The organism is Winogradskyella aquimaris, from assembly GCF_042676105.1.
Classification (GTDB): Bacteria; Bacteroidota; Bacteroidia; order Flavobacteriales; family Flavobacteriaceae; genus Winogradskyella; species Winogradskyella aquimaris.
On sequence record NZ_JBHTJQ010000016.1, the window covers coordinates 769,162 to 785,925 of the forward strand.

Here is a 16,764-nt window from a genome sequence, read left to right on the forward strand (position 1 = left end):
CCCTGACGATACATGTCAGGGTTTAAAAGTATAAAAATAAATTTTTTATTCTTCTTCGTTAGATGCAGTTGTTTCTTCTACAACTTTCTCAGCAACCTCTTCTTCAACTACTGGTGCATTGGCTGCAATTCTCGCTTCGTTAACTGCTTTTTCTGCTTCAAGTGCTTTTGCTTTTGCATCTGCACTCGCTTTAGATAAGCCATCAGCTTTGGCTTGAATTTTATCGGCTTTTTCTTCTAACCAAGCATTGAATTTAGCTTCTGCTTGCTCTTCAGTTAAAGCTCCTTTTTTAACACCACCAGCAAGGTGTTTTTTAAGCAACGCACCTTTGTAAGATAGGATAGCTCTGGCAGTATCTGTTGGCTGTGCACCATTTTCTAACCACTTTACAGCTCCGTCTACATCAAGGTCTATTGTTGCAGGATTTGTGTTTGGATTGTAAGCACCAAGTTTTTCTAAGTATTTACCATCTCTTTTAGCGCGAGAGTCCGCTGCTACGATCCAGAAAAAAGGTTTTCCTTTTTTACCGTGTCTTTGTAATCTAATTTTTACAGGCATAATAATTAATTAGTGAGGTTCTCGACCTCTGTTATTAATGAGGGCGCAAAGATAATACAATTTTTTAATTTTCAAGCCTTTTTGCCATTTTAACTGAAAGATATTGTCTTTAAACAAAAGTGTCATCTCCGATAAGTCTAGAATAAAAAATTATTATACTTTTGAACCTCTTGTTTCGTTATATTTGAAACTGAGGATAATTTCTACATAAATAATGAAAAAACTAATTGTCTTATCTCTCATCTTGTTATCTGTGTTTAACTGTGGCGACGAAGTTCAATTCAATTCTCCAGCTTTTCAAGGTGATAGGGCTAACAAGCTTTGGAGAGCAAAAGCATTCTCCGCTAGTATTGATAATAGTGGTTTTTTAACCATTACTGGGACCAATAATATAGAAACCGTAAATTTAAGAGTGCCTTCTGTCACTACTGGTACTTTTGTTGTTGGAGTTGTAAACTCTATGGAAGCTGAGTATATTGATGGTTTTGGAACAACATTTTCAACCAATAACCAACCTGATCCAAGTATTTCCATTTATCCGGAAATTGGAGAAATAGTCATTGAAGAAATCGATGTTACCAACAATACCTTTACGGGGACCTTTAGATTTTTAGCCTTTGACTCATCGGGTTTAAATTTTGTAGGCTACACTAATGGTATATTTTTTAAGGTGCCTTTAATCTCAGGGACAATTCCTACGGATCCATTGACATGTATAGATACAGAGATGGCATCAGAAACAGCCCTTGCAGCTTATCAGTCCACTTTTGATGCGTCTTTGGAGTTTGTGAGTAGTGCAGAATTTGAATCGGCTTGTAACGCTTACCGTCAAGCCTTAACGACTCAACGTGACTATTGTGGTGATCTAGATGGTTCTATTCAGCAAATGATAGATGATCTAGGGGATTGCCAGTTAAGTTGTGAAATAGCTACAAACAATAGAAACGAAGCTGAGGTACAATACAATACAGCTACCATTGGTAATTTTGATGAGAAATGCGCCCAATATCAGCAATATTTACAAGAGCAAATTCAATTCTGTGGTGACGACGAAGGTCTTATTCAAGCTGAATTAGATAGCTTAGATTGTGGTGATGACGATGGTGACGGTGTAGCAAATGTTTTTGAAGATTTTAATGGAGATGGTGATCTCAATAATGATGATACAGACATGGATGGTATTCCTAATTATTTAGATGATGATGATGATGGGGATGGTGTACCAACATCTTTGGAGGCTGTTGATGCAGATGGAAACCCAATAGATACAGATGGTGACGGCGATGTTGACTATTTAGATAATGATGATGATGGTGATGGTATACTTACAGCAGACGAGGATGCCAACATGGATGGTGATCCAACCAATGACGATTCTGATGGAAATGGTGTGCCGGATTATCTACAAGCATAAAACGTACAAAAACGGTTCAAAAGCGCTATTCGATGTTTCGGATGGCGCTTTTTTGTTAAAGGCTGTTAAACTTGTTAAATTATTTGACTTGAAGGCATATCGATGTTATACTATAGATGCAGATGTGAAACAATACGCATCTATAAAGAACTTATTGAAATTAAAAAATGAAAATGATATTATGAAGTACGAGAAAATAGTTTCAGACAAATTAAACGAATTACTGGTAAAAAATTATGATGCCGAAAAAGGATATATTAAAGCCATGCAAGACGTTGATAATGTCGAAGTAAAAAAGTTCTTTAAAAAAAGAGCAGAAGAGCGTTCGAGATTTGCCCAACAATTAAGAACCGAAATTCTAACCTATGGAGAAATTCCTGAAGAGTCCGGTAGCTTAAAAGGAGTGATGCACAGAAACTGGATGACTTTAAAGGCTACATTTTCTTCAAACAATGAAGAAACAATCTTAAAAGAGGCTTTGAGAGGTGAAAAGGCAAGTTTAGATGAATATAATGAGTTATTGAGCAATAACCATTTCCCTTCTAGATTAATTGAGTTGCTGCGTGAGCAAAGAAATGCAATTGAAGCAGCAATAAACTCAGTAAAACTTTACGAAGAAGTGTTGTCATAATAACACTAATTTAGGTTAAGTTTAAAACCACGCGAAAGCGTGGTTTTTTGTTTACAACTGTTTATAACTTTTGCTCAAAAAAGAGGGTTTATTTAGTAATTTTAAAGTTCCATTTAGTCTAAGATAACAGCATTTATGTATTTAATTTTTGATACGGAAACAACTGGTTTACCAAAGCGTTGGGATGCCGCAATAACTGATACTGATAATTGGCCAAGAGCTATTCAAATTGCCTGGCAATTACATGATGCCATGGGCAATTGTATTGATCAGCAAGATTATTTAATTCAGCCAAACGGGTTTAATATTCCATACGATGCTGAAAAAATACATGGCATTTCCACGGAGTTAGCGCAAGAGCAAGGCATACCCTTAATAGAGGTTCTAGAAAAATTTAATGTCGTTTTAGAACAAGCCAAGTTTGTAGTTGGTCAAAATGTTGGTTTCGATCTTAATATCATGGGTGCGGAGTTTGTGCGAGAGGATATTGCAAACCAATTGCAAGAACTTCCTGTTTTAGACACCTGTACAGAGCATACAGCAGAGATGTGCAAAATTCCTGGCGGTAGAGGTGGTAAATTCAAGTTGCCCACCCTGACCGAGTTACACGAGTTTTTGTTCAATCAGCCATTTGCTGAAGCTCACAATGCCACAGCGGATGTTGAGGCGACTACACGTTGTTTTTTAGAACTGATAAGAAGAAGAGAGTATACCAAGGAAGAATTGGATGTGCAACCAGATTATTTCGAGAAATTCTCTGAAGCTAATCCACAACCTATTCAACTAATAGGGTTAAAACACCTTAATCTTAAGCGCGAAAGTGCCAAGATTAATCAAAGATTGCAAAAGGAGCAATCGCAAGAAGTACCGACTCAAACCAATAAGGAAGCTATTGCAAAGTTGGCAGATGCTGAATTTGTACATCTTCATAACCACTCTCAGTTTTCAATTTTACAGTCTACCATTAGTATTAATGATTTAGTCGCAGCCACTGCTAAAGAAAATATGCCTGCCGTTGCTCTAACTGATCATGGTAACATGATGGGAGCATTTCACTTTGTTCAGGCAGTCTCAAATTATAACAAATCCGTAAGAGCAAAACATAAGGAAGCAGAAGAGAAAGGTGAAGAAAAAAAGGGTAAACTCATTAAGCCTATTGTTGGTTGTGAGTTTTTTGTATGTGAAGACCACACGGACAAAACCAGAAAGGACAATGGTTACCAAATTGTGCTTTTGGCCAAGAATAAAAAAGGGTACCATAATCTGGCCAAGTTGTCATCGGCAGCATTTACAGATGGGTTTTATTATGTGCCAAGAATTGATAAAAAACTGATAGAACAATACAAAGAAGACCTTATTTGCTTAACTGGAAATCTTTATGGCGAAATTCCCAGTAAGGTCCTGAATATTGGCGAAAATCAAGCTGAAGAAGCTTTGGTATGGTGGAAAGACACCTTTGGTGATGACTTATATATAGAGTTGATGCGTCACAATCAAGAGGATGAAAACCGTGTGAACCAGGTATTGCTTCAGTTTGCCCATAAATATGATATTAAGCTTGTAGCAACAAACAACACCTATTACGTAGAACAAGAGAATGCCAATGCACACGATATTTTATTGTGTGTTAAAGATGGCGAAAAGCAAGCCACACCTATAGGTCGTGGTCGTGGGTATCGTTATGGATTGCCAAATCAGGAATATTATTTTAAGTCTACCGAAGAAATGAAGGCGCTTTTTAGGGATATTCCAGAGGCCATCGTGAATATTCAAGAAGTCGTTGATAAAATTGAACCTTTTGAGTTAGCACGCGATGTATTACTTCCTGCATTTGATATACCAGATGAGTTTAAGCATGAAGATGATGAAAAAGATGGTGGTAAGCGAGGTGAGAATGCCTACTTGAAACATTTGACTTACGAAGGCGCAAAAAAGCGATATGGTGAAATTACACCTGAGATAAAAGAACGGTTGGATTTTGAGTTAAGTGTTATTGAAAACACAGGTTATCCTGGTTATTTTTTGATTGTTGAAGATTTTATTCGCGAAGCCAGAAAAATGGATGTGTCTGTTGGTCCCGGTCGAGGCTCAGCGGCTGGTTCTGTGGTGGCATACTGCTTGTGGATTACAAATATAGACCCTATTAAATACGATTTACTTTTTGAGCGTTTCTTAAATCCAGATCGTGTAAGTATGCCGGATATTGATATTGATTTTGATGATGAAGGTCGTGGCCGGGTCATGCAATATGTTATCGATAAATACGGAGCCAATCAAGTAGCTCAAATCATTACCTATGGTACTATGGCGGCTAAGTCTTCAATTAGAGATACAGCTCGTGTTTTAGACTTGCCTTTAAACGAAGCCGATCATATAGCAAAGCTTATTCCGAATATGTCCAAGCTCGGGAAAATATTTGGTAAGAGCGAAAAAGAATTAGCTAGTAAGTTTAGAGCCGAAGAACTAGAGAAAGTTAATCAGTTACTAAATATTTCAGATGGATCCGATTTACAAGCAGAAACTGTTAACCAAGCCAGGGTCTTGGAAGGGTCTGTTAGAAATACAGGTATTCATGCCTGTGGAGTTATCATTACACCAGGCGATATCACTAACTACGTCCCTGTTTCGGTAGCAAAAGATTCTGACTTATATGTGACGCAATTTGACAACTCAGTAGTGGAAAGTGCTGGGCTGCTAAAAATGGATTTCTTGGGCCTAAAAACTTTGACCTTAATTAAGGATACTGTTAAGATTGTTAAAGCAAGACATGGTATTGAGCTCGACCCAGAGAATTTTCCATTAGATGATGAAGAAACCTATGCCTTGTTCCAAAGGGGTGAAACCGTTGGAATTTTCCAATATGAATCGCCAGGGATGCAAAAACATATGAAGCATTTAAAGCCTACGGTATTTGATGACCTAATAGCTATGAATGCATTGTATCGCCCTGGACCAATGGAATACATTCCAAGTTTTATCAATAGAAAACACGGTAAGGAAGAGATTGTGTACGATTTGCCAGAAATGGAAGAATACCTAAAAGAAACCTACGGTATTACGGTTTACCAAGAGCAAGTAATGTTATTGTCCCAAAAGCTAGCAGATTTTACAAAAGGTGAAGCTGATGTACTGCGTAAGGCCATGGGTAAAAAGCAGAAGGCTGTTCTGGATAAAATGAAGCCAAAGTTTATTAATCAGGCTGCGGCTAAGGGAATGGATAAGGAAAAATTAGAAAAAATATGGAAGGATTGGGAGGCCTTTGCCAGCTATGCGTTTAACAAATCGCATTCAACCTGCTATGCTTGGATTGCCTATCAAACTGCCTATTTAAAAGCACATTATCCTGCAGAATATATGGCAGCCGTACTGTCTAACAATATGAACGATATTAAGTCGGTAACCTTCTTTATGGAAGAATGTAAACGCATGCGTTTGCCAGTCCTTGGCCCAAGTGTTAATGAGAGTTATTACAAGTTTTCGGTAAACAAGGATAATGCAGTACGGTTTGGAATGGGAGCCATAAAGGGTGTTGGTCACGGAGCGGTCAAAACCATTGTAGAAAACAGAAAGGAAGGAGGGCATTACAAGTCTATTTTTGATCTAGCCAAGCGTGTAGATCTTAGGGCAGCAAACAAAAAGTCCTTTGAAGGTTTAGCCTACGCAGGAGGATTTGATTGCTTTGAAGATACGCATAGAGCACAGTATTTCGCAAATGATGGTGATGGTATTACCTTTTTAGAAAAGGCCATGCGTTATGGTGCCAAGTACCAAGAAAACGAAAATTCAGCTCAAGTGAGTCTGTTTGGTGAGTCCAGTGACGTGCAGATTCCAGAACCACAGGTACCACCATGTGAAGAGTGGGGTACTATGGAAAAACTGTCTCGAGAAAAAGAAGTGGTAGGAATTTATATTTCTGGTCATCCTTTGGATGATTTTAAGATAGAAATGAAAAACTTTTGTAATGGAACCATTTCTGTCTTTAATGATTTACAATCCATAGTTAATAGGGAAATCACTTTTGGAGGTGTTGTTACAGATGTTCAACATCGCATAAGTAAACAAGGAAAGGGTTGGGCTTTGTTTACTATCGAAGATTATACCGATAGTTATGAATTCAGAATTTTTGGTGAAGATTACTTAAAATTCAGGCATTTTTTTGTAGTTAATTCGTTTGTTTATGTACGTGCCTATGTGCGTGAAGGTTGGACAAATAGAGAAACTGGGCAGAAAGGGGATCCTAGAATCCAGTTTAACAATTTTCAGTTGCTACATGATGTTATGGAAACCTATGCAAAAAAGTTATCCATACAGTTAAACATTCATGATTTAGAAGCAGATGTGATTAAACAATTACAAGATTTAATACGAATGCATGAAGGAAATAAAAATTTAAATTTTTTAGTATATGACAATTCTGAAAAACTAAAATTAACCATGCCAAGTCGTAAGCAGAAAGTTAAGATATCACAAGAATTATTATATGAATTAAAGGATTTGGATGTTAAATACAAATTGAACTAAATAGAAAAATGGGAAAAGTAAAAATAAATTATTGCTCGGCTAGGACGAATACTCAAATTATCGGAACAAATAATGAACATGTAATGTCTATCGTTTATTTTAGTATAAATGGCAGGAGTTATGAATGCAAAGTCCAACAACCGTATGGAGGATCTGATGGTACTTTTGAAGAAGATCCACTTGAAGTATTTATACCCGATGAACTAAAAAATGAATTGAACTATGAGCAATTTCGTCAGGCGACGGAAAAATATTATAGAATGTGTGTTGGTAGTGAAGGAATGTTAGGTGTTAAAGGTGAAAATATTCAATTGTCATCATTGTTTTTTGAAAGAAACCATGTAGAAGAGATTGAAACCACAACAAAAAGTGGCGCATGGTAAAAATAAAGTATTTGTTTTGTTTTGTTTTGTTTACAATTTATTTTAGTTGCAAAGACTCCAAAGCATCTTCGACATTATCTGAAGATAAGTCAGAAATCCTTCAAACTATTATAGATTCCATTTATAAACATAATAGAGATACTGTCGGTCTTTTGGTCCATGTAGAATCCCCAAAACATGGGATTTCGTGGAGTGGAGCTGCGGGTTATTCAGATAAGGACAAATCCAAGCTTCAACCTGATCATCCTTTTTTAATAGCAAGTAACACTAAAACTTATGTCAGTGCTGCTATTTTAAGATTAGTGGAGCAATCTAAATTAGATTTAAATCAAGCCATCGATACTTTAATTTTCGATAAGACCAAAGCGCTTTTAAGAAATGATGGGTATAAGACTGATTTAATAAAAGTTGTTAATCTTCTAAACCATACTAGTGGTATTCACGATTACGCTGTTACGGATGACTACATGAATATGCTCAGTAAGAATCCAAGCCATAGATTTACAAGAGACGAACAAATAAAATTAGCCACAGCATTGGGAGAGCCCTTAGGTGATCCTGGTGAGGTTTTTTCTTATGCCGATGTTAATTATTTATTGCTCACTGAAATTATTGAAAGGATTACCCAAAAACCATTCTATACATCAATTAGAGAATTATTAAAGTATAAAACGCTGGGGTTAGATAGAACATGGTTTTCTTCACTCGAAGACTATCCAGAAGAAACGTTGCCATTAGCATATCAATATTCAACATCTGAAGGTTTAGACAGTTATGTTTTAGATCATTCGGCGGATTTGTATGGTGGTGGAGGCATCGCCTCAACAAGTAGGGACTTAGCGGTATTTTTCTATAGTTTATTTAACCATAAAATTTTTGATGAGCCAAGTACATTAGATTTAATTTATACCAAGGCGGACCCAGTTCAACCAATGGAAGGTGAGTATTTCTTGGGGCTGACACCAATTGAGGTTAATGGTGTTAAAGGTTTTGGGCATAATGGTTATTGGGGAACAGTAGTCAGTTATTTTCCTGATTTAGATACTAGCATCGCTATAGCTGTTTTAGAAAGGGACCATAGGGTTATTCGGCAAAATCTTAATGAAGCTATTGTGCAAGTCCTAAAAAAATACAATAAAACGCAGTAATGACTATATAGTCAAATCAAATACTGTCTTTGTAAGGTTTGGCAAAATTTTTGACTAATTTTGCAAATATCAATAGAAGTAAAATATATTAAACTAAATATTATGGCATTAGAAATAACAGATGCAACGTTTGAAGAAACAGTATTGAAAAGCGATAAGCCTGTAATGGTAGACTTTTGGGCAGCTTGGTGTGGGCCTTGCCGTATGGTAGGACCTATCATAGATGAAATCAGTCAAGAATATGAAGGTAAAGCCGTAGTTGGTAAAGTTGATGTAGACGCCAACCAGGAATTTGCTGCAAAATATGGTGTAAGAAACATTCCAACAGTTTTGGTTTTTCAAAATGGTGAGGTTGTAGGACGTCAAGTAGGTGTAGCACCAAAAAATGCTTATGCAGAGGCAATCGATGCACTTTTATAAATAGACTCCTTAAAGAAATGATAAAAGGTTTGCCATTACGGTAAACCTTTTTTAGTTTAGATATATAATGGATGTACAATTAGAGCTTAATAAAGCAGGCGGATTTAAAAACCTTGAACTGCTTGCAAAACAGGTGGTGGAAGGATTTATTGCAGGGATGCATAAAAGTCCTTTTCATGGTTTCTCTGCAGAATTTGCTGAACATAAAATTTATAATCAAGGTGAGAGTACCAAGCACATTGATTGGAAATTGTATGCAAAAACAGACCGGCTTTATACCAAGCGCTATGATGAAGAAACTAACTTGAGGTGTCATCTCATTTTAGATAATAGTACCTCAATGCACTATCCACAAACTGCTGGTACATCAATAGATAATCTTAATAAATCGGCATTTTCTGCTCTTGCTTGTGCTTCATTAATGCACATTTTAAAAAAGCAACGTGATGCCGTTGGACTTAGTATTTATAGTGATGCATATGATTTCTATGCTCCAGAAAAAGGCAGTGAACGCCATCACCAAATGTTGTTGAGCAAATTAAGTGAAGCGGTAGTTTCGCAACCAAATTCAAAACGCACCGAAACCTATACATATTTACATCAAATTGCCGAAAAGATCCATAGAAGATCATTGATATTTGTTTTTACGGATATGTTTCAGACTTCGGAAGAGGATGATAGATTATTTGAGGCATTGAGACACCTAAAGCACAATAAGCATGAAGTGGTTTTGTTTCACGTGTTTGATAAGTCCACTGAGCTGAAGTTTAATTTTGATAATAGACCAAAACGATTTATTGACGTCGAAACCGGTGAGCACATCAATCTATATCCAAATAATATTAAGCAGAACTACCAAGAATCTGTGAGTAATTATTTTAATAGTATAAAATTAAGATGTGGACAGTACCGAATTAAATATGTTGAAGCAGATATAAAAAAAGGCTTTAATCAAATATTGACAACTTACATGATTGAGCGTCAAAAATTTGTTTAACAGGGTGATATTTTTTTCTTTTTTGTTTGCGGAATTAAAAATGCAGTGTATATTTGCCCTCGCAATAATGCAACGGTCTGGTAGTTCAGTTGGTTAGAATATCTGCCTGTCACGCAGGGGGTCGCGGGTTCGAGTCCCGTCCAGACCGCAAAAAGCTTCAGGATCATGAAGCTTTTTTGATATAAAGACGTTGTGTTGTGCTCAGAATAAATTCTGAGTAAGTGTAGAAATCCAATTCAAATTGGATATTTACCAATGAAAGGCTTTCCTTTTTTCTTTTCAGAAAATCGGGATGCTTTTTTGTTTTTGAGCGTTGTGATTATTGGTGTTTTCAACAAGATGTGAACAAAAATAAAGCAATTTAACGATAAAATAATACATTTTATCGACGATTCTTTTGCTTATGATGCGAATACTTATATATTTGTGGTTCTTGTAAGCCCTCAAATCAAACTTCCAAGAAAAATCCATTTTACATTTAACTAAAACGTCCCTCGTTTTATTTTAGTACAGTTTTAGGTTTAGACCTATAATAGTTAATTATCCATTCCCTTCCCTCAGCGTAGCGAAAGTCGTTACACTAAAATATTGACTATATAACCCTAAATTGATACTTATGAAAACCCTAAAAATTACTTTAGCTTTAGTAGCCATTGCCATGTTAACAGTATCTGGTGTGCAATCTGATAAGGTAGAAACTGCTGAAAATAGTAATATTTCGCAGCCAACAAAAATTGACTTATTGGCGCACAGTAAAAAGTCGGTGAAATTACCTTCCCAAGGATAATTGTTATTTATATAAATGATTTTAGCCTGTAGCATTAATGTTACAGGCTAAAGTTGTTGATTATTCTTATTGTTTAATTAGTTGAAGATACTTCTCGAAAAAATTATAACTTTGAGCGTATAAAACAACGCCATTGAAAGTTAAAATATTTTTTTTTCTACTTTCTTTTTTATTCTTTTCTTCCGTTTTTGGTCAAGAGAAAGATGACCTACTAGACTCTATTTATGCACTTAGAGAAACTTCAAAAAAATCTTCCTTATCAAAGGAAGAACGCATTAATTATGCTAAAAAAGCAGTTGCACTCTCATTAAGAACTAAAAGCGATACAACCCTTTTAAAAAGTGAGAGAAACCTTTCTTACATTTACTTGCTGACTGGTGAGTATGATTTGTTCAGAGATTCTACACTTCAAAACCTGACCTTTGCTCAAAGGCTAAATGATTCGTCTGCTATCGCTAACTCTAGTAATAATCTAGGATTTTACTATTATCAGATAGAGGATAATGCATCGGAATCTTATAGTTATTATCTACAGGCGCTAAAATATTATGATGCCTTAAATATTTTGAATGAAAAAGCAGCTGTTTTGACTGCAATCGCAACAATTCAAGATGATGAAAAAGATTATTTAGGAAGTGAACAAAATGCAATAGAAGCCCTTAAAATTATTAATAGTTTAGATGCATATGAAACTCAAAATTTAGATAAATACTATGCGTACAATCTCCTAGGCATAGTTTCATTAAAACTTGAAAATTATGTGCAATCCATAGATTATCATAATCAAGCACTAAATACTACAACACTAATTGATGATAGCGAGTCACTAAAATTGATGACCTTAAATAATTTAGCATTTGCATATCGGGAGAAAGGTGATATGGATAAATCTCTAGAGATATTTGAAGAATTAGTTCAGAATAAGTATTTAAAAGAAAATGATATCAGTTTTTATGCATTGATTTTAAATAATTATGCCTTCACAAAGTTTTTAAAGGGGGGATATAATTACCAAAATTTAGAAAAGGATTTTAATAAAGCTTTTAAAATAGCTGACAGTATCGATGATGCTTACACAAAATTAGCGGCATCAATAGATCTAGCGAAATTTTACAAAGCCAATAAAAAGTTTGATTCAGCATTTAACTATGCTAAGCAAAGCTACAGGATCTCTAAAGATATACCGATAAATGACTTATTATTGGAATCCATGATGATTCTAGCAGACCTAACAGAGGGTGAAGAAAGCACCAAGTATCTCAAAGAACACATTAAGTTAAGTGATAGTCTTTTAAAGGTAGAACGAGCTGTAAGAAATAAATTTGCACGGATAGAATTTGAAACTGATCAGCTCGAAGCTGAAAATAGGCAAATATCAAGAGAGAACCTTTATCTAATTATTTTATCCACAGCGCTACTATTAACGGCTATACTTGTGTATTTGGTAATCTCCCAACGTGCCAAAAACAGAAAATTAAAACTTATACAAGTACAGCAAAAGGCTAATGAAGATATCTACAACTTAATGTTGAGTCAACAAGACAAAGTTGATGAAGCGAGGACACTTGAGAAAAAACGAATCTCGGAAGAGCTTCATGATGGTGTGCTGGGACGACTTTTTGGTACTAGACTAAGCCTGGATAGTATCAATTTTAAAGAAGGTAAGGATGCCATGGTAGCGCGTTCAAATTACATCGGCCAATTAAAAACTATTGAGGATGATATACGTAAGATTTCCCATGAGTTGAATACCGATTTTGTTTCTGGCTCTGGTTTTATGGATATTGTTTCTGAACTTATTGAAAATCAAACACAAGCTTATGGCTTAGCAAAGGAGTTTAATTATACAGATGATATTAACTGGGATATGGTATCTAATAAGACAAAAATTAATATCTACAGAGTTATCCAAGAATCCATGCAAAATATTTATAAACATGCTAAAGCCAATAGCATCAAAATTAGTATTTCATTAGAAAAAAATGTAATTTGCCTAGACATCATTGATGATGGTGAAGGATTTGATACATCTAAAAGTAAAAAGGGTATTGGTTTAAAAAATATGAGATCCCGAGTGGAAGATATAAATGGAAAAATTACCTTTACCTCGAAGCCTGGAAATGGTGCGACTGTTAGTGTTAAGATTCCGTACAGAACCTCAGTAGCATGAAATGAGCCATAATATTCTTGGTTTTCAATCGATATTTTTTTTGGTGATTTTATATGTCCCTAATCTTTGAATAAAATAAAACATGAAGCATATTAACATTTTAATGGTAGATGACCACCCGATAATAATAGAGGGTTACCAAAATGTTTTAATGGCAACGAAAGATGACGATCAAACGTTACTTATTGATACTGCGAACAATTGTGATACGGCACAATTGATGATAAATCGATCTGCTAAAAGTACACCTTATGATGTGTGTTTTTTTGATATAAGTCTACCACCTTCAGAAGATGGTAAGTATGCCTCTGGTGAAGATTTAGCCCTACTCACAAAACAGGTCCTTCCAAAGGCAAAAATTATTATTCTAACGATGTTTAACGAGTCGTTTAGGATTCACAATATTATCAAGGAAATAAATCCTGATGGGTTTTTGATAAAAAGTGACTTAACCTCCATGGAATTGGCAGATGCCTTTCAACAGATACTTAAATATCCACCATATTACAGCAGTACGGTAAGTAACTACGTGAAGAAAACCATTACCAGTGAAATTTATGTAGATGACATTAATAGAAAAATTTTACATCTACTCTCACAAGGGATAAAAACCAAAAGTTTAAGCGAGTACATTCCACTGTCTATGAGTGCCATCGAAAAGCGAAAAAAACAACTCAAATTATTGTTTTCGGTAACGGATGGCAAGGACGAAACTTTACTGCAAGAAGCCAGGGAAAAGGGATATTTATAAAGGAGACAATAAAAAACCGCATATTTAATCCATTTAAAATAGTCTGTAAACCGTTGCTAATGCTAGAAATTACGGTTTTTCCGCAGCAAGTGTGTGGTTTTACCACAACAAAAATCTAATATGTTGTCATACCTTTACCTCAGGTCAACAAGAATTAATTAATCCCTCTTAGTAATTGTTGAGTTAATAGCAAGAAGATTAACCTAGTTATTTTTATAACTAGGTTTTTTCTTGTTTTAAAACCAAGAGGTATTATGTTTCAAAAGCTTATCAATAAAAAAGCCGAAAAAGATAATGGCTGTAATAAACTTTAAAAAAGTTGAGGCTACAAATCCCAAAAATGAGCCGAAAGCTGCTTTCATGGCCTTATTAATATCATTCCGGTGTACCATCTCGCCAACTAATGCTCCTAAAAACGGACCAATAATAATTCCGAAGGGAATTGGTGTTAGCAATCCAACAACTAATCCCAATGTGGTGCCAATCATGCCTTCCTTGCTTCCTCCAAAACGCTTGGTACCAACAGCCGGAATAATATAGTCAAGTATATAGATAAAAATGGCGACTAATAACGTAATAACCAGAAAGGTGTTACTAAGTTGTACACCTTTTGTGAAGTGCAGTGCTAAAAGCCCAACCCAACTCGTAAGCGGACCTGGTATTATTGGCAAAAAACTGCCTAGAATACCTAAGATCATTAGAATAATACCAAGTATAACTAGAAAAATTTCCATATCAACTATTAAAGCTCAATGATATGACGCAAGATTAATAGTTTAGTTACAATATTTTAGGTTTGAATTAAATCCTAAAATTATTGTACATTTCGCTATTAGAAATGTGCTAATGAACCGACTAGCTTGTTTTTTATTACTTGTTCTGTTAACTGCCTGCGATTACTTTGAGAATCAAAAAGTAAATTCAGAAGATTTACTCAAGGAAGAATTGCAAACCTTCAATTGGAATGATGTAGATACGTATCCAACTTTTAGTAGTTGTGATAGTATGACTCTAAAAGAAGATAGCAGGGTATGTTTTCAGAATACCTTGTTAAGTCACGTTAACCATTATTTAGCAAGCCAGAATATTGTGGTTTCAGAAGATGTAAACGATACTATTCGGTTAAAACTGATGATTGATAACAGAGGGCATTTGGAAATAGAAGATATTGCTATAAAGCCTGAGACTCGGTTTCAGATTCCAGAAATTGATAGTTTATTGCGTCAAAGTTTAAAAGGGATTCCAAAAATATTTCCTGCGATAAAAAGAGGTCAACAGGTCAAAACAGCTTTTGAGTTGCCTGTGATTGTAAGGATAGATTAGAACCTGATTGCCAACTTCTGCATTAACCGTAACACCTCCACATACAACCAAATCAATGTAGCTAAAAGTCCCCAAGTCGCCAACCATTCCTTTTGTTTTGGTGCTTTATTTTTATAGCGTTCTATGTAATCAAAATCCAATAATAGCGCAAAGGACGCCACTATCGCAGCCAAAATATTAAAAGCAATGGCAAACCAAGAGGTTCCCCAAATGTAGGTTTTAATACCAAAAAAGCTCAAAATCCAAGATATCAGATACACGACCATAATACTTACCGTGGCAGTAATAACAACACTTCGTAGTTTTTTAGTCACGACAATGATTCTAAATTGATAAAGTAAAAGCATTACAAAAAACGTAACAATTGTCACTCCAATGGCTTGGTATGGTAATTCTGGGAAGTTACGGTGAGCATAAGCAGAAAACCCTCCTAAAAAGAAGCCCTTGGCTATGATATAAAGCGGCACCAAGAAAGGTGCCCAATTATGACGTACTGAAATTAAAACACTCATCACGATAGCTCCTAACATACCGCCTAAAGTAAACCAATGCATGGATGTTCCATTTTCGTTAAGTTTCCATAAATAGGCTGTAATAGCTGCAATAACCAAAATGCCAATCATGGATTTAATGAAAATGCCAGCTACAGACATTGTGTTTGAAGACGATTTGCCATCATTCCAAAAATAATCGTTGAATACAGGATTGGAGGTTCTAAAATTTCGTAGGCTCATTATTAGAGATTGAATTTATAGCCTACAGCAATATCGGTAGAGAAATTCCCTTGATTATCTAAAAGCAGTGCAAATAGTTCGCCATAAATAATGGTGATATAACTGTTATTGCCCACTTTAATGTCGGAACCAATGCCAAATATAAAAGGAATATCAAATGCCGTTTCGTTTGAATTAACTTCTAAGTTATCCTGGTTTAAGAACGTGACATTGGAAAAGTTCAAGGTCGCTAATTTCACTTGTCCATAAATAGAAAAAGACTCTTTATTTATAAACCTAAAGCGATATCCTAATGATAATTCAGTAGTACTATATTTAAAATCATCATTTTCAAAAGTATATCTTGCTTGCAAAAATCCAGAATGTCTAGGTAAGACGTTAGCCTCATAAATTTCTAATTCGGCACCAATCATAGGTGTTTTAATGTTATCAGGATTACCAACAAAGGGATTATTTGTAAGTCCACCCGACAACCCTAACCGAAACTGTACGTTGCTTTCTGTAGTTGTTGAAGTATAACTAGAATCTACAGAAGCGTTGTAAGCATCTAAATAATTTCTAAGGCTGTAAAGTGTTAACTTAAGCTTGTCCGTAGCCATCCCATTGGTAAGGTTACGTAATGTAGATTTATATTCTTCTTTATAATTTTTATCCTCGTCTTTTGTGTTTTTTAATTCAGTTAAAGTACCATCCTTTGTTCTCACAAAATAGCGGAATTGACCATCTATAACATTCCAAAGTAAATCCAAATCCCCATCAATCTCGGTTTTAAGCTCTAAAGATTCACCATTAACAGTGTAGGTTTCTTGGCTGAAATTCAACTGAAAAGCTAAACAGCACAGTATTGTGATAATAATTTTCTTCATTTGTTAGTTTTTTAGTGATTTGTGGTCTTGGTTTCAGTAAAGCTATTAAAAATATCTTAAG

The 16,764-nt window shown here is 35.2% G+C and carries 15 protein-coding genes and 1 tRNA gene; 12 read left to right on the forward strand and 4 right to left on the reverse strand.

Features of this window, described 5'->3' with window-relative positions:
• Nucleotides 1-45: 45 nt before the first annotated feature.
• Nucleotides 46-558 carry a 30S ribosomal protein S16 gene (locus ACFQ1K_RS13510; RefSeq protein WP_320554224.1) on the reverse strand — a complete coding sequence of 171 codons (513 nt, stop codon included), beginning with the start codon at nucleotides 556-558 and terminating at the stop codon, nucleotides 46-48.
• Between the two features lie 214 nt (nucleotides 559-772).
• Between ACFQ1K_RS13510 and ACFQ1K_RS13515 the strand changes: the two genes are divergently transcribed.
• From ACFQ1K_RS13515 to ACFQ1K_RS13565, 11 genes are all read left to right on the forward strand, one after another.
• Nucleotides 773-1,972 (forward strand): DUF6252 family protein, encoded by a 1,200-nt coding sequence (locus tag ACFQ1K_RS13515; protein WP_320554223.1) that lies wholly within the window; start codon nucleotides 773-775, stop codon nucleotides 1,970-1,972.
• Nucleotides 1,973-2,060: 88 nt separating this feature from the next.
• The gene (locus ACFQ1K_RS13520) at nucleotides 2,061-2,603 is read left to right on the forward strand and encodes a ferritin-like domain-containing protein (protein ID WP_320554222.1); all 543 of its coding nucleotides are present in this window, start codon (nucleotides 2,061-2,063) and stop codon (nucleotides 2,601-2,603) included.
• A gap of 135 nt (nucleotides 2,604-2,738) precedes the next feature.
• Complete coding sequence (gene dnaE / locus ACFQ1K_RS13525; RefSeq protein WP_320554221.1) at nucleotides 2,739-7,124, forward strand: DNA polymerase III subunit alpha; 4,386 nt, start codon at nucleotides 2,739-2,741, stop codon at nucleotides 7,122-7,124.
• An 83-nt stretch (nucleotides 7,125-7,207) separates the two neighbouring features.
• Complete coding sequence (locus ACFQ1K_RS13530; protein ID WP_320554220.1) at nucleotides 7,208-7,507, forward strand: hypothetical protein; 300 nt, start codon at nucleotides 7,208-7,210, stop codon at nucleotides 7,505-7,507.
• Nucleotides 7,501-8,655: a serine hydrolase domain-containing protein gene (locus tag ACFQ1K_RS13535; RefSeq protein WP_320554219.1), complete on the forward strand. Its 1,155-nt coding sequence runs from the start codon at nucleotides 7,501-7,503 to the stop codon at nucleotides 8,653-8,655. The genes ACFQ1K_RS13530 and ACFQ1K_RS13535 overlap by 7 nt, the downstream gene beginning before the upstream one ends.
• A gap of 102 nt (nucleotides 8,656-8,757) precedes the next feature.
• Nucleotides 8,758-9,075 carry a thioredoxin gene (gene trxA / locus ACFQ1K_RS13540; RefSeq protein ID WP_320554218.1) on the forward strand — a complete coding sequence of 106 codons (318 nt, stop codon included), beginning with the start codon at nucleotides 8,758-8,760 and terminating at the stop codon, nucleotides 9,073-9,075.
• A 67-nt stretch (nucleotides 9,076-9,142) separates the two neighbouring features.
• Nucleotides 9,143-10,072, forward strand: coding sequence for a DUF58 domain-containing protein (locus tag ACFQ1K_RS13545; RefSeq protein ID WP_320554217.1), 930 nt, complete (start codon nucleotides 9,143-9,145; stop codon nucleotides 10,070-10,072).
• A 74-nt stretch (nucleotides 10,073-10,146) separates the two neighbouring features.
• A tRNA-Asp gene (locus tag ACFQ1K_RS13550) sits at nucleotides 10,147-10,220 on the forward strand.
• 468 nt (nucleotides 10,221-10,688) lie between these two features.
• Nucleotides 10,689-10,859: a hypothetical protein gene (locus tag ACFQ1K_RS13555; RefSeq protein ID WP_320554216.1), complete on the forward strand. Its 171-nt coding sequence runs from the start codon at nucleotides 10,689-10,691 to the stop codon at nucleotides 10,857-10,859.
• Between the two features lie 133 nt (nucleotides 10,860-10,992).
• Nucleotides 10,993-13,029 (forward strand): ATP-binding protein, encoded by a 2,037-nt coding sequence (locus ACFQ1K_RS13560; RefSeq protein ID WP_320554215.1) that lies wholly within the window; start codon nucleotides 10,993-10,995, stop codon nucleotides 13,027-13,029.
• 82 nt (nucleotides 13,030-13,111) lie between these two features.
• Nucleotides 13,112-13,780, forward strand: a complete 669-nt coding sequence (locus ACFQ1K_RS13565; protein WP_320554214.1) for a response regulator — start codon at nucleotides 13,112-13,114, stop codon at nucleotides 13,778-13,780.
• Nucleotides 13,781-14,016: 236 nt separating this feature from the next.
• Here ACFQ1K_RS13565 and ACFQ1K_RS13570 read toward each other — a convergent pair whose 3' ends face one another.
• Entirely contained in the window at nucleotides 14,017-14,514 is a 498-nt protein-coding gene (locus tag ACFQ1K_RS13570; RefSeq protein ID WP_320554213.1) for a DUF456 domain-containing protein, read from the reverse strand.
• A gap of 112 nt (nucleotides 14,515-14,626) precedes the next feature.
• On the opposite strand from ACFQ1K_RS13570, the gene ACFQ1K_RS13575 reads away from it, so the two are divergent.
• Nucleotides 14,627-15,103, forward strand: a complete 477-nt coding sequence (locus ACFQ1K_RS13575) for a hypothetical protein (RefSeq protein WP_320554212.1) — start codon at nucleotides 14,627-14,629, stop codon at nucleotides 15,101-15,103.
• On the opposite strand, the gene ACFQ1K_RS13580 is transcribed toward ACFQ1K_RS13575, so the two are convergent.
• Nucleotides 15,100-15,837 carry a Bax inhibitor-1/YccA family protein gene (locus ACFQ1K_RS13580; RefSeq protein ID WP_320554211.1) on the reverse strand — a complete coding sequence of 246 codons (738 nt, stop codon included), beginning with the start codon at nucleotides 15,835-15,837 and terminating at the stop codon, nucleotides 15,100-15,102. The two genes, ACFQ1K_RS13575 and ACFQ1K_RS13580, sit on opposite strands and share 4 nt — an antisense overlap.
• Nucleotides 15,838-15,839: 2 nt before the next feature.
• Nucleotides 15,840-16,703 (reverse strand): hypothetical protein, encoded by an 864-nt coding sequence (locus tag ACFQ1K_RS13585; protein ID WP_320554210.1) that lies wholly within the window; start codon nucleotides 16,701-16,703, stop codon nucleotides 15,840-15,842.
• Between the last annotated feature and the right edge of the window lie 61 nt (nucleotides 16,704-16,764).

What these genes read in the sequence shown, in the direction of transcription:
- ACFQ1K_RS13530 (WP_320554220.1), top strand. Translation starts at nt 7,208, where the DNA reads ATGTCTATCGTTTATTTTAGTATAAATGGCAGGAGTTATGAATGCAAA.
- ACFQ1K_RS13585 (WP_320554210.1), bottom strand. Translation starts at nt 16,703, where the DNA reads ATGAAGAAAATTATTATCACAATACTGTGCTGTTTAGCTTTTCAGTTG.
- ACFQ1K_RS13535 (WP_320554219.1), top strand. Translation starts at nt 7,501, where the DNA reads ATGGTAAAAATAAAGTATTTGTTTTGTTTTGTTTTGTTTACAATTTAT.
- trxA (WP_320554218.1), top strand. Translation starts at nt 8,758, where the DNA reads ATGGCATTAGAAATAACAGATGCAACGTTTGAAGAAACAGTATTGAAA.
- ACFQ1K_RS13510 (WP_320554224.1), bottom strand. Translation starts at nt 558, where the DNA reads ATGCCTGTAAAAATTAGATTACAAAGACACGGTAAAAAAGGAAAACCT.
- dnaE (WP_320554221.1), top strand. Translation starts at nt 2,739, where the DNA reads ATGTATTTAATTTTTGATACGGAAACAACTGGTTTACCAAAGCGTTGG.
- ACFQ1K_RS13570 (WP_320554213.1), bottom strand. Translation starts at nt 14,514, where the DNA reads ATGGAAATTTTTCTAGTTATACTTGGTATTATTCTAATGATCTTAGGT.
- ACFQ1K_RS13565 (WP_320554214.1), top strand. Translation starts at nt 13,112, where the DNA reads ATGAAGCATATTAACATTTTAATGGTAGATGACCACCCGATAATAATA.
- ACFQ1K_RS13575 (WP_320554212.1), top strand. Translation starts at nt 14,627, where the DNA reads ATGAACCGACTAGCTTGTTTTTTATTACTTGTTCTGTTAACTGCCTGC.
- ACFQ1K_RS13515 (WP_320554223.1), top strand. Translation starts at nt 773, where the DNA reads ATGAAAAAACTAATTGTCTTATCTCTCATCTTGTTATCTGTGTTTAAC.
- ACFQ1K_RS13545 (WP_320554217.1), top strand. Translation starts at nt 9,143, where the DNA reads ATGGATGTACAATTAGAGCTTAATAAAGCAGGCGGATTTAAAAACCTT.
- ACFQ1K_RS13555 (WP_320554216.1), top strand. Translation starts at nt 10,689, where the DNA reads ATGAAAACCCTAAAAATTACTTTAGCTTTAGTAGCCATTGCCATGTTA.
- ACFQ1K_RS13580 (WP_320554211.1), bottom strand. Translation starts at nt 15,837, where the DNA reads ATGAGCCTACGAAATTTTAGAACCTCCAATCCTGTATTCAACGATTAT.